Origin of the sequence: Mesorhizobium sp. B4-1-4 (genome assembly GCF_006439395.2) — a bacterium.
Classification (GTDB): Bacteria; Pseudomonadota; Alphaproteobacteria; order Rhizobiales; family Rhizobiaceae; genus Mesorhizobium.
This window is the reverse complement of sequence record NZ_CP083950.1, coordinates 4,499,341-4,513,791: the sequence shown is the minus strand read 5'-3', so window position 1 is coordinate 4,513,791 and position 14,451 is coordinate 4,499,341. Positions and strand designations below refer to the sequence as shown.

Sequence of the window (14,451 nt, the reverse complement as noted above, 5' to 3'; positions counted from 1 at the left end):
TATCGCCGCCTTCGTTCAGAAACCCTGAAATAGCATGTCGAGCGCGGCGATGATGTCGTCGTGGTGCTTTGTCAGGTTCATCCGACTTTCACCCAGTTCGCTCGCTGGAACGGTGGCGATCAGGTGAGTCGCCATTACCAGTTTTCGGCCATTGATCTCGAAAATCGGATGAAGTTTTCGCATCGGTGGCGGCACCGTCGCGACCGGGAGAAGCGGGACGACCGCCCGCGTCTTGAAGTTGTCGAGCAGATCGGATTGAACGTCCAGCAAATAGCTGCCTTCGACGCGACCGGCAAAGACATCATGGCGCGCCATCAGAACTGCCGATATTCTTCCAACGGAATGCCGTGCTTTTCGACGTAATCGTTCCACGCATCAATCGTGGCGCGGTTCTCGAGCTTCCACAGCCGCGTTTTTTCGGCCGCCACCGCTTCCGCGATGCCAGCTTCCGCGGCACGCGAGACATTCACGTCTAGCCCTTTGGCTTCCCTCATGAGGTTCGAGTCGATCGACAGGTTTGCTGGCTGACGGATCGCATTCAAAGCAATCTTGCGCATAATAGCCTCCGCAACATGCGCATAACTTATGCGCACTCTCGTGCGGAAGCAATAATCAAGGGCTAGGTTGCAGGTGGCCTAGCCCTCCATCTCCTCGCGCAGCATCTCCAGTTCCAGCCATTCTTCCTCGAGCGCGGCGAGCGTCGCACGCTCCTTGTCGAGGGCGGCGATGGTTTTCTGGAACGATGCCGGATCACGTTCGTAATAGGCCGGATCGGCAATATTGTTCTCCAGTCGCGAGATCGATGCGGTCACGGCCTCGATCTTCTTGGGCAAGGAATCGAGCGCGAATTTCTGTTTGAACGACAGTTTCTTCGCCGGTCCCTTTGGCGTTGCCGGCTCGCTCTTGCCCGGTGCCGGCGCTTCGCCGGGCTCGGCCTTGGCCCGCGCCTTGCGGTCGTCGAGCCTGGTGCCGCCGCGCTGGGCCAGCATGTCGGAATAACCGCCGGCATATTCGACCCATCGGCCGCCGCCGTCCGGCGCGATGATGCTGGTGACGGTACGGTCGAGGAAATCGCGGTCGTGGCTGACGAGGATGACGGTGCCGGCAAAACCGGCGACCAGTTCCTGCAGCAGTTCCAGCGTCTCCATGTCGAGATCGTTGGTCGGCTCATCGAGCACCAGGAGGTTTGCCGGCCGGGCCAGCACGCGCGCCAGGATCAGCCGCGCCCGCTCGCCGCCGGAAAGCTCGCGCACCGGGGTGCGCGCCTGCTCCGGCTTGAACAGGAAATCCTTCATGTAGGAGACGACATGGCGCTGTTCGCCGTTGATGACTAGGTTTTCGCCGCGCCCGTCAGTGAGATATTGCGCCAGCGTCTCCTGCGGGTCGACCGCCTCGCGCTTCTGGTCGAGCGTGGCGATTTCCAGATTGGTGCCGAGCCGTACCGAGCCCGCATCCGGCGCCAATTCGCCGGTCAGCATCTTCAGAAGCGTCGTCTTGCCGGCGCCGTTCGGCCCGGCAAGGCCGACGCGGTCGCCGCGCTGGATGCGGGTCGAGAACCCCTTGACCACGGTGAGATCGCCAAAGCTCTTCTCGATGTTTTTCGCCTCGATGACCAGTTTGCCGGATTCGGCGGCGTCGCTCGCCACCATGGTCGCGGTGCCTTCGGCGCCGCGATGGCCGCGAAAGCGCTGGCGCATGGTCTGCAACTCGCCCAGTCGGCGCATGTTGCGCTTGCGCCGCGCCGTCACGCCATAGCGCAGCCAGTGTTCCTCGCGCACGATCTGGCGGCCGAGCTTATGCTGCTCGCGCTCTTCTTCTTCCAGCACCAGGTCGCGCCATTCCTCGAAATGGCCAAAACCCTTGTCCAGCCTGCGGGTCTGGCCACGGTCGAGCCAGACAGTGGCGCGCGACACGCGCTCGAGAAAGCGGCGGTCGTGCGAGATGACGATGAGCGCCGAGGAGGTGCGGACGAGTTCCTCTTCCAGCCATTCGATGACCGACAGATCGAGATGGTTGGTCGGCTCATCAAGCAGCAGAATGTCGGGCACCGGCGCCATGACGCGGGCAAGGGCGGCGCGCCTGGCCTCGCCGCCGGACAGGTCACCCGGCCGCTCCTCGCCCGACAGGCCGAGATGCTCCATCAGGTAGCTGGCGTGGTAGGGATCGTCGGCAGGCCCGAGCCCGGCCTCGACATAGGCCCGCACGGTGGCAAAACCTTCCATGTCGGGCATCTGCGGCAGATAGCGGACAGTCGCCGAAGGCTGGCGGAAAACCTCGCCGTCCTGGGGCTCAATGAGGCCGGCGGCGATCTTGAGCAGCGTCGATTTACCCGATCCATTGCGGCCGACGAGCGCGATCTTGTCGCCGGCCGAAGCGGTCAAGGCGGCGCCGTCGAGCAGCGGCGTGCCGCCGAAGGTCAGTTTTATCCCGTCGAGATTGAGAAGAGGCGGGGCCATGTCAGCTTTCGGGCAAGGGATAGGGATGGGCGAGCAGCAGCGCTCGGCCGCGGCCAAGCGCGATTTCGAGGCGGCCGTTGACCTCGTTGGAGATGGTCAGTGACGATCCGAAAGCCACTTCGACCTGGTTGAGCGGCCATTTGGCGCCGGTGACGGTCAGGCCAGCCAGTTCGGAAAAGCCAAGGATCGAAAACAGCGTGCCGTCGTCGTAGTCGAAGCCAGCCGCTCCGTTGAGCAGGGGGACGCCTTCCTGGGCCCCGCTGGTCAAAAGCACGTCGGTTCCCGCCTCGGCCAGGCGTAGGCCGAGCGCCAGATGCAGGAAGGCGTGATCGGCCCGCTTGCCGCCGAAGGCGCCCACCAGCACAAGGCGGGTTGCCCCGCGCTCGAGTGCCGCCGCGATCGCGAGTTCGCCGTCGGTCTTGTCCTTCTCCGCCGGGAAGGTTTGGCGGGTCACAGCGGCGAGGTTGGCGGGCAGATCGGCCGGAACCGAATCGAAGTCGCCTACCCACAGTTCCGGCACAACGCCCAGCATCCGTGCATGGCCGATGCCGGCGTCGGCGGCGATGACGCGCGAGCCTTCGACCTGGCGGTCGAGCCGGGGCGTGCGGATGAGATCGCCGCCAAGCAGGATGGTGAATGTGCTCATATCCCGTCGCCCTTACCAGCCCGGCACGGGAAACGGAAGGCGGCAAACTCCCACTTGCGCGGTTCGGCGGCCGGGCCTATGTGTCGAAACGCTCTAACGGGGTGCCGGCTGCGATGTTCGCGGACCGGCTGAGAGGCAGTCTCGCCAACCCGCTGAACCTGATCCGGTTTGTACCGGCGGAGGGATTAGACGTTTCGGACAGTCCGACGCCTCAATTCCTTGTCACGTGAACGAAAGGAGGCGCCGATGCGCACGCTTTTATATTCTCTTTGCACAGCCATGGTTGTGGTGCTGTCCGGCCCGGCCGTGGCCAAGGACAAGCTCACCGTCTACACCTATGAGAGCTTCACAGCCGACTGGGGTCCTGGCCCGGTGGTGAAGAAGGAATTCGAGGCCGAATGCGGCTGTGATGTCGAATTCGTTTCGGTCGCCGACGGCGTGGCCCTGCTCAACCGCGTCAAGCTCGAAGGGGCATCCACCAAGGCCGATATCGTGCTCGGCCTCGATACCAATCTCACCGCCGATGCCAAGGCTTCGGGCCTGTTCGCGCCACATGGCGCGGTGACCGGTATCAATGTGCCTGGCGGCTGGAGCGACGATACTTTTGTCCCGTTCGACTACGGCTATTTCGCTGTCGTCTATGACACGCAGAAGCTCAAGACGCCGCCCAAGAGCCTGAAGGAGCTGGTCGAAGGCAGCGCCGACGACAAGATCGTCATCCAGGATCCGCGCACCTCGACGCCCGGGCTCGGCCTGCTGTTGTGGGTGAAGTCGGTCTATGGCGACAAGGCGCCGGAAGCCTGGGCCAAGCTCAAGACGAAGGTGTTGACCGTGACGCCGGGCTGGAGCGAAGCCTATGGCCTGTTCACCAAGGGTGAGGCGCCAATGGTGCTGTCCTACACCACCTCGCCGGCCTACCACATGGTCGCAGAGAAGACCGAGCGCTACCAGGCGGCCTCATTCGATGAGGGTGAATATCTCCAGATCGAGGTAGCCGGCATCACCACGACCGGAGCCAAGAACCCGCTGGCGGAAAAGTTCATGGCCTTCATGATCGGGCCGAAGTTCCAGGACGCCATCCCCGAGACCAACTGGATGTTCCCGGCCGGCAAGACCGACAAGCCGCTCAACCCGGCCTTCGACAAGCTGGTCAAGCCGACCAAGACCTTGCTGTTCAGCCCCGAGGAGGTCGCCGCCAACCGCAAGGCCTGGGTGGATGAATGGCTGGCGGTGGTGAGCAAGTAGTTTGAGACAAACTGATCGAAGATAACCGCTCTACGGTGCCCCCCTCTGTCCTGCCGGACAGAAGGGGGGCGCGAAGGATCGCAATTCTTTGTAAGTGTCGCGATGTAAGTGTCGCGATCCTAAAACTGGCGGCCCAGCATGCAACGCGCGTCTTCTGATCCCCGCGTCACCGCCGGCGTCATCGCGCTTATGGCAATCGCCCTTTTGATCGGTGGCGCGTTTGCCGGCCTGCTCGTCGAAGGCGCCGGTGACCTTTCGGGCGCCTGGGCAGCCTTCGATCCCTATCTGCTGCGCGTCGTGCGCTTCACGCTGTGGCAGGCAGGCCTCTCGACGCTTCTTTCGGTCCTCCCGGCATTGTTCGTGGCGCGGGCGCTGTCGCGGCATCCGCGCTTTTTCGGCCGCGCCTTCATCCTGCAGCTCTTCGCCGTGCCGCTGGCGCTTCCGGCGATCGTCGCGGCACTCGGCATCCTGGCGCTCTACGGCCGCGCCGGCTATTTCGCCGGTCTATTCAGCGCGGTCGGCGGCGAGGGCTGGCCGGGCATCTACGGGCTCTCAGGCATTCTGGTCGCCCATGTCTTCTTCAACCTGCCGCTCGGCGTGCGGCTGTTCCTCGAAGCGCTGCAGACCATACAGGCCGACCAATGGCGGCTGGCGAACCAGCTCGGCATGGGCGCGGGGCCGGCATTCCGGCTGATCGAATGGCCGACGCTGCGCGCCGCCTTGCCCGGCGTCGCCGGGCTGGTCTTCATGCTCTGCATCACATCCTTCACCATCGTGCTGACGCTTGGCGGCGGACCGGCGGCGACGACGCTGGAGGTCGGCATCTACCAGGCATTGCGCTTCGATTTCGATCCCGCGCGAGCCGTTGCACTGACATTGCTGCAGATCGGCTTGACCTTCATCATCGTGCTGGCGCTGACGCGGCTCGGCGCCAATGTCGTCGGCGACACCAACCTGCCGGTCGCGCCGCGCCGCTATGTCTCGGTCAAGGCCACCGAGGCGTGGCTGAATGGAGCGTTCATCGCGCTGGCGCTGCTGTTCGTTGTCGGGCCCATGGCGGCCACCGTGGTCGCCGGACTTGGCGCCGATCTCGGCCAGCTGGCCGGCGAGGCCACTGTCCGGCAGGCGACACTGACCAGTGCTGCGCTGGCCTTCCTGTCGGCCCTGCTTTCGGTGATGCTGTCGCTGGCCCTGACCATGGCGCGCCGGGCGCTGGCGCTGGATCGCCGCGCCGGACCAAGAACAGTGCTCGAATATGCCACGGATACCGGCGCGGGGTTTGTCCTGGTCGTGCCGCCGATCGTCATCGGCGCCGGCTGGTTCCTGCTGCTGCGCCATGCCGGCGATGTCTTCGCCATCGCTCCGGTCATGGTCGTCACCGTCAATGCGGTTATGGCGATGCCTTTCGCGCTGCGCGCCGTCCGCCCCGCCTATGATGCGGGGAGCGAACGCCACGAACGGCTCTGCGCGCAACTTGGGATTTTCGGCTGGACCAGGCTGCGGCTGATCGACTGGCCATCGCTGCGGCGTCCGCTCGCCACCGCCTTTGCCTTCGCCATGGCGCTGTCGCTCGGCGATCTCGGGGTCATCGCGCTGTTCGGCAGTGATTCCGTGCAGACCTTGCCCTACCTTCTCCTGGCGCGCATGGGCAGCTATCGTACCGAGGATGCCGCCGGCCTAGCGCTGCTGCTCGGCCTCGTCTGCCTGGCTCTGGTCATGGCGGCCCACTGGATGGGCAGGGAGAAGAACCGGGATGCCTGACGGGGCGGCCAGCAGGCTTGAAAGAGGCGCTTCGGTGCGGCTGGACCACGTATCGTTCAGTTATGGCGAAGCGCCGCTCGTTTTCGATGTTGATTTCGCCGCGACAAAGATCATCGCCATCATGGGACCGAGCGGCTCGGGGAAGTCGACGTTGCTCAACCTGGTCGCCGGGTTCGAGACACCCCGGTCCGGCCGGGTGCTGATCGGTGGGACGGATGTCAGCGCCCAGCCACCCTCGGCGCGGCCGGTGTCGATGGTGTTCCAGGAGAACAATCTGTTTGCCCATCTTTCCGTCGAGCAGAATGTCGGGCTCGGCCGCTCGCCGTCGCTGCGGCTGACCGAGGCCGACCGCACTGATATCGCGGAGGCGCTTCTGCGCACCGGTCTTGCCGGCAAGGAGAAGCGGTTGCCGCGCGAACTTTCCGGTGGCGAACGGCAGCGCGTTGCCCTGGCGCGCGTGCTGGTGCGCGACCGCCCAGTGCTGTTGCTCGATGAACCGTTCGCTTCGCTCGGGCCGGCCTTGCGCGACGACATGCTCGACCTGGTTGCCGGGGTTCATGCCGAACGTGGGATGACGGTGCTGTTCGTGACGCACCAGCCGCAGGATGCCCGGCGCATCGGCCAGAATGTGGTGTTTCTGGACAATGGCGCTGTTGCGGCGATCGGCAAGGCGGACGATTTCTTTGCCGGGGCTGGTCCGGAGGCATTCCGACGCTACATCGGTTCAGGTGCTGGGGATGCCGTATCACGAGATATTGCCCGGAAGCGGACATAATTTACGGTCAAACCAGCTCAGGGCGATGGGGCGCTTGCTTGCCATGGTCAAAGTAGTGTGGCTAGGTCCGCCCTACTGGTCCGGCACACGCCGTGATTTGCCTGCAGTATTCGCCGCGCGCCTCGAGGGACGCGTGACGGATGCTGTAGCAGTTTGTTTTTTGCGCATGACACGTTCCGAAGATCGCCTCCGATTTTCGTGGTCATGCGCCGGGACCTGAAAGGAAGCCGTTCTGGCGATCGGCGTTGACAGACCAAGAAGGAATCCGCTGGCGCGCTTTCTGGCGCTGGCCGGCTTCGCCGTGGCCTTGGCAAGCTGCCAGATGTTCACGCCTCCGGAAGTCCAGGAATCCGGCTTCCAACCATCCGACAAGCCGATCACGGTCGACAATGTCGCCGCCAACAACAAGCTTGCCGAACTGGCCAAGGCACAGCATCCGCGCATCCTAGCGACCTATGGCGGCGAATATTCCGATCCCAAACTCGAGCGCATGGTCGCCAAGGTCGTCGGCAATCTGACCGTGGTGTCGGCGAACCCGACCCAGACCTATCGCATCACCATCCTCAATTCGCCCAATGTCAACGCCTTCGCGTTGCCGGGCGGCTATCTCTACGTCACACGCGGCCTGCTGGCGCTGGCTAATGATTCGTCCGAGCTCGCCGCCGTCATCGCCCATGAGATGGGCCATGTCACAGCCAATCACGGCTTGCAGCGCCAGCAGCTGGAGGCCGAGGAAGGCCTGGCGACCAAGGTGGTCTCGGATGTGCTTGGCGATAGCCCGACCGCCAAGGCGGCACTCATCCGTGGCAAGCTCCGGCTGGCGCAGTTCTCGCGCAACCAGGAGTTGGAAGCAGACGCCATCGGCATCAAGTCGATCGGCGAGGCCGGCTATGACCCTTACGCCGCCGGCCGCTTCCTGCAGTCGATGTCGGCCTATACCGATTTCCGTTCGATCAGCGGTGCCACCGACGCCAGTCTGGATTTCCTGGCCACGCATCCCAACACGCCGCAGCGCATCGACCTGGCGCAGCGCCACGCCCGCCAGTTCGGCGCCCCGGGTGTGGGCACGCGCGACCGCGATTCCTTCCTCGCCGGCATAGACGGCCTGCTCTATGGCGACACGCCGGAGGAAGGATATGTGCGGGGCGAGACCTTCCTGCATCCGGGCCTCGGCGTGTCGTTCACGGTGCCGGATGGGTTCATCATCGACAATTCGGCGGCGGCGGTGACGGCGACCGGACCAGGCGACATAGCGATCCGCTTCGATGGCGTTTCGATCGACAAGAACCGCTCCTTGACTGACTACATCAGAAGTGGCTGGGTGGCTGGCCTCGACGACAGCACCGTCAAGCAGGAAACGATCAACGGCAATGACGCCGCGACCGCGCATGCCGGCGCGCAAGGCTGGCAGTTCGACATCGCGGTGATCCGTGCCGGCGGCCAGGTCTATCGGCTGCTGACAGCGGCCCCCTCGGCCAGCACTTCGCTGGATTCGGTGGCGCGGTCGGTCAGCGGGTCGTTCCGGACCCTGAGTGCCGCGGAAAAGGCGGCGCTCAAGCCGCTGCATATCCGCGTGCTCACCGTGCAGCCCGGACAGACCATGGGCTCGCTTGCCGCGCAAATGGTGGGCGTCGATCGCAAGCTCGACCTGTTCCGGGTGCTCAATGCGTTGTCACCGGGGGCCGCGGTCTCGGCCGGTGACAAGGTCAAGATTGTCACCGACAAGTAGCCCGTTGTTGCCGGGATATTAGAGCGGTTCAGCGTTTGGTTTCTACCCAGTTCCGAACGGAAAACCGCTACGCGCTTTTCCTTGAATTGCTTTAGGCTGCTGTCGCCAGAAATTCTGGATTCTGCTTCACCAGCGCGACTTTGAGCTTTTCCATGGCGCGCGCCTCGATCTGGCGGACGCGTTCCTTGGAGATGCCGAGGGTCTCGCCGAGTGCCTCGAGCGTCGCGCCCTCGTCGGTCAGTCGCCTTTCCTCGATGATGCGCAGTTCGCGGGCGTTGAGGGCGGCGAGAGCGGCTTTCAGCCAGAGCGAGCGGCGCGCGACGTCGATCTTGTCGCCGACGATCTCGTCGGGCAGCGGGTCGTCCGAGACCAGGAAATCCATCCGTTCGGTGGCGCCTGAATCATCGGCAAGCGGCACGTTGAGCGAGGAATCCGGCGCCGACAGCCGCGAATCCATCATCGCCACATCAGCTTCGGAAACGCCGAGCGCCACCGATACTTCGCGATAGAGGGTTTCGTTGGAAAGCGGCTCGGCGCCGTTTGCCAGACGGGCACGCAAGCGCCTGAGATTGAAGAACAGCGCCTTTTGCGCCGAACTCGTGCCGCCACGCACGATCGACCAATTGCGCAGAATGTAGTCCTGCATCGAGGCGCGAATCCACCAGGTCGCATAGGTCGAAAACCGCACCTCCCGTTCCGGCTCGAAGCGGGCGGCGGCTTCCAGTAGGCCGACATGCCCTTCCTGGATCAAATCGCCGAGTGGCAGGCCGTAATGGCGGAATTTGGAGGCCATGGAAATGACCAGCCGCATATGGGCCACGGTTATGCAGTGCAACGCGTTCTGGTCGTTGTCCTCCTTCCAGAGCAAGGCCAGCCGGTGCTCTTCGTCCCGTTCGAGGTAGGGAGCCTTCATTGCCGCGCGGACCATTATCCGTCCTGCCGTGTCTTCCATCATGAGGCGCTCCCTGGCTCAGGCGATGCGAATGACGTCTGCTTGGAGACACCGGGTTGAAATCACGGCGTCGTGCCCTACAACAGCCAAAACTGCCACGCGCGAGAAAGGTTCCGCTGGCGCGGGCAGCGAAGCTATCCTGCGCGCGCGATTTCAGCACAGTTGCCCTTTGAATGCGCGAAGAAATCCATTTTGGAGAATATGGTTTCGGAAATTCGTTGTTTTTGAAATTAGATTCCTTATTCTTTCTGCTGACATCTGGCATTTTCCAGCCCTCACAACATGCCTGACATCAGGCCAAGGATGGGATCACAGAAAAATGAAATGGCTCAAGTCGCTTATCGTCGCCGGAACGCTGCAGGCCCTGGCCGTCGCATCGGGCCATGCCGGTGCCAATCTCGACCAGATCAAGCAGGCTGGCGTCATCAAGGTCGGGACGGAAGGCACTTACGCGCCCTTCACCTATCATGATGCGTCCGGCGCGCTGGTCGGCTTCGACGTCGAAATCGCCAAGGCGATCGGGGAAAAGCTCGGGGTCAAGGTCGAGTTCCTCGAAGGCAAGTGGGACGGGCTGATCGCCGGTCTCGACGTCAAGCGCTACGACGCCGTCATCAACGAGGTCGGCATTACCGATGCACGCAAGGCCAAGTACGATTTCTCCGACCCCTACATCGCCTCCAAGGCGGTGCTGATCGTGCGCGGCGACAATACCGACATCAAGACCTTCGCCGACCTCAAGGGCAAGAAGTCGGCACAGTCGCTGACCTCCAATTTCGGCAAGCTGGCCGAGGCGAATGGCGCAGAGCTTGTCGGCACCGATGGCTTCGACCAGTCGATCCAGCTGCTTCTGACCGGCCGTGCCGACGCCACCATCAACGACAGCCTGTCCTTCCTCGACTTCAAGAAGCACAAGCCCGACGCCAATGTGAAGATCGCAGCGCAAGAGGAAAACGCCGATTATTCCGGCGTCATCGTGCGCAAGGGCGATCCCGAGCTGGTCGCGGCCATCAATAAGGCGCTGGCCGACATCAAGGCCGACGGCACCTATCAGAAGATCGCCGACACCTATTTCGGCCAGGACGTTTCGAAGTAAATCACGCAGCGGGGCCGGTTCGGGCCCGCAACCCATCCAGCGCGGCGGGCCGTCTTTGACGGCTCGCCGCTTTTGTCGTGGTATGGCGCCTGCATTCGCACTTCGGTCACACTGCCTCGTCTAAAGCGCGTCGCGTCGAAACGGATTCATGCGACGCGCTTCAGGTCTTTGTCTATATGCATGTCGGTCCCCCAAACCTGGGGTCACCTTTGGGCGACACAGCGGTTCAGCGTTTGATAGAATCGGTGATCCGCTCTAACTCTTTGTTTCTACGCAATTCCGGACGGAAAGCCGCCACGCACTTTTCCTGGAATTGCTCTGGTCTGGAGGGTCTTTCGTGCTGCACTGGCTGCAACTGATGCTGGAGTCGCTGCCTTCGCTGCTCTGGGCTGCCCTGATCTTCACCGTGCCGCTGACGCTGCTGTCTTTCGTCCTTGGCCTGACCGTCGGCCTCGGCGCGGCACTCGGCCGGCTGTTCGGGCCAAGGCCGCTGGTCGCGCTGGTGCGCTTCTATGTCTGGATCTTCCGCGGCACGCCGCTTCTGGTGCAGCTGTTCCTGATCTTCTATGGCCTGCCGTCGGTCGGCATCCTGCTCGACGCCTTCACGGCGGCACTGATCGGCTTCACGCTCAATATCGGCGCTTATACGTCGGAAATCATCCGCGCGGCCATCGGCTCGGTGCCGAAGGGCCAGTGGGAGGCCGCCTATTCGATCGGCATGACCTGGAGCCAGGCGATGCGGCGCACCATCCTGCCGCAAGCAGGCCGCGTCGCGGTGCCGCCGCTCTCCAACACCTTCATCTCGCTGGTCAAGGATACCTCGCTGGCCGCCGCCATCACCGTGCCGGAGATGTTCCAGGCGGCGCAGCGCATCGTCGCCACCACCTATGAGCCGCTGATCCTCTATGTCGAGGCGGCGATCCTCTATCTGGCGATGAGTTCGGTGCTGTCTGCCCTGCAGACGCGGCTGGAAGAACGGCTCAACCGCTATGGCGGCTTCCTGGAGGCACGCTCATGATCAGCCTCACCGACATAGAAAAGCGCTTCGGCGACAATCTGGTGCTGAAGGGGGTAACGGTCGCCATCGCCGAAGGCAGCGTTACCGCGCTTGTCGGCCCGTCGGGCGGCGGCAAGAGCACGCTCTTGCGCTGCATCAACCTTCTGGAGATCCCGACATCGGGCACGGTGCGGATCGGCGACGAGTCTCTCGCGTTCCGTCCGGGCGTCAAGGTGCCGGCCGCGGACATAAGACGCCTGCGCCTGCAGACCGGCATGGTGTTCCAGAATTTTCAGTTGTTTCCGCACCGCACCGCAATGGAGAATGTCATGGAAGGACTGGTGACGGTGCTCAAATGGTCGCCCGAGAGGGCCCGCGAGCGAGCGCTCGCCCTGCTGGAAAAAGTCGGGATGGCGCACAAGGCCGATGCCTGGCCGGCGACGCTGTCAGGCGGCCAGCAGCAGCGGGTGGCGATCGCCCGGGCGCTGGCCCCGTCGCCGAAAGTGCTGCTGTGCGACGAGCCGACCTCGGCGCTCGACCCGGAACTGGCGCAGGAGGTGGTCGATGTGCTCGGCCAGCTTGCCAGCGAAGGCACGACCATGGTGATGGCGACGCATGATTTGCGCTTGGCTTCCAAGATCGCGCGGGAAGTGGTTTTCCTCGACGCCGGCGTTGTGGTCGAAAAGGGGCCGGCGGCTGTGCTGTTCGGCAATCCGGAGCGTGAGCGGACCAAGCGGTTCATCGCCACGCTGAAGCAGGAGGCGGAGAGGGAAGGCGGAGGCGAGAGGTAGGCGAGAGATTTCCGTAGGTCAGACGCCCTTAGACGCCCCGCAACAAAAAACCCGGCGCGAGGCCGGGTTTTTCGAATTCAAAGCGAAAAGGCTCAGGCAGCTTCTTCCTGCTCGGCTTCCTCATTGTCGGCCTTGGCGCCGCGCTTAGGGCCCTTGTTGAGATTGACCTCGATCAGGCGGACGGCTTCGGTTTCCGACATGCGGTTGACAGCCGCGATCTCGCGGGCCATGCGGTCGAGCGCCGCCTCGTAGAGCTGGCGTTCGGAATAGGACTGCTCCGGCTGGTTGTCGGCGCGATAGAGGTCGCGCACGACTTCCGAGATCGAGATCAGGTCGCCCGAGTTGATCTTGGCATCGTATTCCTGGGCGCGGCGCGACCACATGGTGCGCTTGACGCGGGCGCGGCCCTGCACGACCTTCAGCGCGCGCTCGACATAATCCTCTTCCGACAGCTTGCGCATGCCGATGGAGGTCGCCTTGGCGACCGGCACCTTCAGGCGCATCTTGTCCTTCTGGAAGTCGATGACGAACAGTTCCAGCTTGTGCCCGGCCACTTCCTGCTCGTCGATCGAGACGATCTGGCCGACGCCGTGCGCCGGATAGACGATGTACTCGCCGGTCTTGAAACCGTGACGCGCTCCAGTGGACTTCTTCTGCGGGGTGATCGTTGCCATTACGCCCTGAACTCCTTGTTGTGGAACCGGCGTCCTGCCGGCCCGAACTGGTGTGACCGGGAAATCCCGATCATTAGCCGCACAACAGATGAACCCACCGGAAAGGCTAGGACCGGCAAACCGCACGATTGCGACCGCCTGGCCCAGATCGCTCTGGTCCGGAATGGGATTTTCACCTTTCAGTGATTTGGGGCGTCTGCGCCATAAATCGACGTTGTGTCACCGGCATGGTTCGCTGATGTAACACAAAAAGTCGGAAGAATCAAGGTTTTGCTACACAAGCGAAGGCCACAGATCACCGCCGCCTGTCAAGGCGGTTCATGTGCCGTGCCTCTTACGCGGCGTCATACCAGTCTGAACAGTAGCGCTGTCAATCGCCTTCGCCAGGTTCGGCGGAGAAATATTTCTCGAACTTGCCGGCCTCGCCGTCGAAGGTCTTGGCGTCGGCCGGCGGTTCCTTCTTGGCGGTGATGTTAGGCCATTTCTCGGCATATTCGGTGTTGATCTGCAGCCATTTGTCGAGACCGGGCTCGGTGTCGGGCTTGATCGCGTCGGCGGGGCATTCCGGCTCGCAGACCCCGCAGTCGATACACTCGTCGGGATGAATGACGAGCATGTTCTCGCCTTCGTAGAAACAGTCGACCGGACAGACCTCGATGCAATCCATGTATTTGCATTTGATGCAATTGTCGGTCACGACATAGGTCATCGGTCGGCTCCGGAACGTCCCAGCTTTATTGGGCTTTTTCCGTCAGGTAACGCCTTTGCCCGCTGCTTGCAAGGGCGGCCATACCTGCTTGGGTCGGGGTTTCGGAATGAAATTCCAGACTGCGGAGCACAGCAAGGGGCGGTGACGTCTCGCGGAGCGTCTTGTTTGCCGGGTTCCGTTCCGTCCTGCGTCCGTCGCGCCCGAAAACCGCCAACCGCGCTCTCGGCGGCAAGCCTCAATCCTCGCCAAGCAAGCGGTCGGTCTGGCGGCGCTCTCTTTTGGTCGGACGGCCGCTGCCGGCCTCGCGCAGCGCCGGAATCGCGTCGGGAAGCGCCTCGCCCTTCGGTGCGGGCGGTGGCGACATGTCCTCATAGAGGGTGCGGGCCTCTTCTGCCGGGCCGCGCCGCACACCCGCGCCGAGCACCTTCCAGACGAAAATGCGCTGGTCGAGCGTGATGGTCAGCACATCGCCGGGCTTGACCAGATCGGAGGCCTGCGCTGCTTTGTCGCGATTGATCCGCACGCGGCCGGCGACGACCAGCTTGGCCGCCAGCGAACGCGATTTTACCACGCGCGAGAAGAACAGCCATTTGTCGATGCGCTGGCGGCCTTCAGCAACCATC

The 14,451-nt window shown here is 63.3% G+C and carries 15 protein-coding genes and 1 riboswitch; of the genes, 7 read left to right on the top strand and 8 right to left on the bottom strand.

Going from position 1 to position 14,451, the window contains the following annotated elements; all coding sequences use genetic code 11:
* Nucleotides 1-15: 15 nt before the first annotated feature.
* The 4 genes from FJW03_RS21715 to FJW03_RS21700 form a co-directional block, all read right to left on the bottom strand.
* Nucleotides 16-315, bottom strand: coding sequence for a CcdB family protein (locus FJW03_RS21715; RefSeq protein ID WP_140608263.1), 300 nt, complete (start codon nt 313-315; stop codon nt 16-18).
* Nucleotides 315-557, bottom strand: a complete 243-nt coding sequence (locus FJW03_RS21710; protein WP_140608261.1) for a type II toxin-antitoxin system CcdA family antitoxin — start codon at nt 555-557, stop codon at nt 315-317. The genes FJW03_RS21715 and FJW03_RS21710 overlap by 1 nt, the downstream gene beginning before the upstream one ends.
* A 78-nt stretch (nt 558-635) precedes the next feature.
* Complete coding sequence (locus FJW03_RS21705; protein WP_140760931.1) at nt 636-2,456, bottom strand: ABC-F family ATP-binding cassette domain-containing protein; 1,821 nt, start codon at nt 2,454-2,456, stop codon at nt 636-638.
* Nucleotide 2,457: 1 nt separating this feature from the next.
* Nucleotides 2,458-3,102 (bottom strand): thiamine diphosphokinase, encoded by a 645-nt coding sequence (locus tag FJW03_RS21700; RefSeq protein WP_140608257.1) that lies wholly within the window; start codon nt 3,100-3,102, stop codon nt 2,458-2,460.
* Nucleotides 3,103-3,189: 87 nt separating this feature from the next.
* A riboswitch (TPP riboswitch) is annotated at nt 3,190-3,304 on the top strand.
* Between the two features lie 44 nt (nt 3,305-3,348).
* Between FJW03_RS21700 and thiB the strand changes: the two genes are divergently transcribed.
* The 4 genes from thiB to FJW03_RS21680 all read left to right on the top strand — a co-directional run bounded on the left by thiB (nt 3,349) and on the right by FJW03_RS21680 (nt 8,612).
* Nucleotides 3,349-4,347, top strand: coding sequence for a thiamine ABC transporter substrate binding subunit (gene thiB / locus FJW03_RS21695; RefSeq protein ID WP_140608255.1), 999 nt, complete (start codon nt 3,349-3,351; stop codon nt 4,345-4,347).
* A 138-nt stretch (nt 4,348-4,485) separates the two neighbouring features.
* Nucleotides 4,486-6,108 carry a thiamine/thiamine pyrophosphate ABC transporter permease gene (gene thiP / locus FJW03_RS21690; RefSeq protein WP_140760929.1) on the top strand — a complete coding sequence of 541 codons (1,623 nt, stop codon included), beginning with the start codon at nt 4,486-4,488 and terminating at the stop codon, nt 6,106-6,108.
* Nucleotides 6,101-6,883, top strand: a complete 783-nt coding sequence (gene thiQ / locus FJW03_RS21685) for a thiamine ABC transporter ATP-binding protein (RefSeq protein ID WP_140760927.1) — start codon at nt 6,101-6,103, stop codon at nt 6,881-6,883. The genes thiP and thiQ overlap by 8 nt, the downstream gene beginning before the upstream one ends.
* A 322-nt stretch (nt 6,884-7,205) precedes the next feature.
* On the top strand, nt 7,206-8,612 hold the full coding sequence (locus FJW03_RS21680) for a M48 family metalloprotease (protein WP_226890428.1): 1,407 nt from the start codon (nt 7,206-7,208) through the stop codon (nt 8,610-8,612).
* Nucleotides 8,613-8,703: 91 nt separating this feature from the next.
* On the opposite strand, the gene FJW03_RS21675 is transcribed toward FJW03_RS21680, so the two are convergent.
* On the bottom strand, nt 8,704-9,567 hold the full coding sequence (locus tag FJW03_RS21675; protein WP_140694934.1) for an RNA polymerase factor sigma-32: 864 nt from the start codon (nt 9,565-9,567) through the stop codon (nt 8,704-8,706).
* Between the two features lie 316 nt (nt 9,568-9,883).
* Here FJW03_RS21675 and FJW03_RS21670 point away from each other — a divergent pair, with 316 nt between their 5' ends.
* The 3 genes from FJW03_RS21670 (at nt 9,884) to FJW03_RS21660 (ending at nt 12,445) form a co-directional block, all read left to right on the top strand.
* Complete coding sequence (locus tag FJW03_RS21670) at nt 9,884-10,657, top strand: amino acid ABC transporter substrate-binding protein (RefSeq protein WP_140760922.1); 774 nt, start codon at nt 9,884-9,886, stop codon at nt 10,655-10,657.
* Between the two features lie 337 nt (nt 10,658-10,994).
* The gene (locus FJW03_RS21665; protein WP_140608243.1) at nt 10,995-11,675 is read left to right on the top strand and encodes an amino acid ABC transporter permease; all 681 of its coding nucleotides are present in this window, start codon (nt 10,995-10,997) and stop codon (nt 11,673-11,675) included.
* On the top strand, nt 11,672-12,445 hold the full coding sequence (locus FJW03_RS21660; RefSeq protein WP_140760920.1) for an amino acid ABC transporter ATP-binding protein: 774 nt from the start codon (nt 11,672-11,674) through the stop codon (nt 12,443-12,445). Before FJW03_RS21665 ends, FJW03_RS21660 begins: the two co-directional genes overlap by 4 nt.
* Before the next feature lie 92 nt (nt 12,446-12,537).
* Here FJW03_RS21660 and FJW03_RS21655 read toward each other — a convergent pair whose 3' ends face one another.
* From FJW03_RS21655 to FJW03_RS21645, 3 genes are all read right to left on the bottom strand, one after another.
* A complete protein-coding gene (locus FJW03_RS21655) occupies nt 12,538-13,119 on the bottom strand; it encodes a CarD family transcriptional regulator (protein ID WP_010911999.1) in 582 nt (193 codons plus the stop codon).
* Between the two features lie 370 nt (nt 13,120-13,489).
* Nucleotides 13,490-13,828, bottom strand: coding sequence for a ferredoxin FdxA (gene fdxA / locus FJW03_RS21650; protein ID WP_008873823.1), 339 nt, complete (start codon nt 13,826-13,828; stop codon nt 13,490-13,492).
* A 235-nt stretch (nt 13,829-14,063) separates the two neighbouring features.
* Entirely contained in the window at nt 14,064-14,450 is a 387-nt protein-coding gene (locus tag FJW03_RS21645) for an RNA-binding S4 domain-containing protein (protein WP_140694943.1), read from the bottom strand.
* Nucleotide 14,451: the final 1 nt, after the last annotated feature.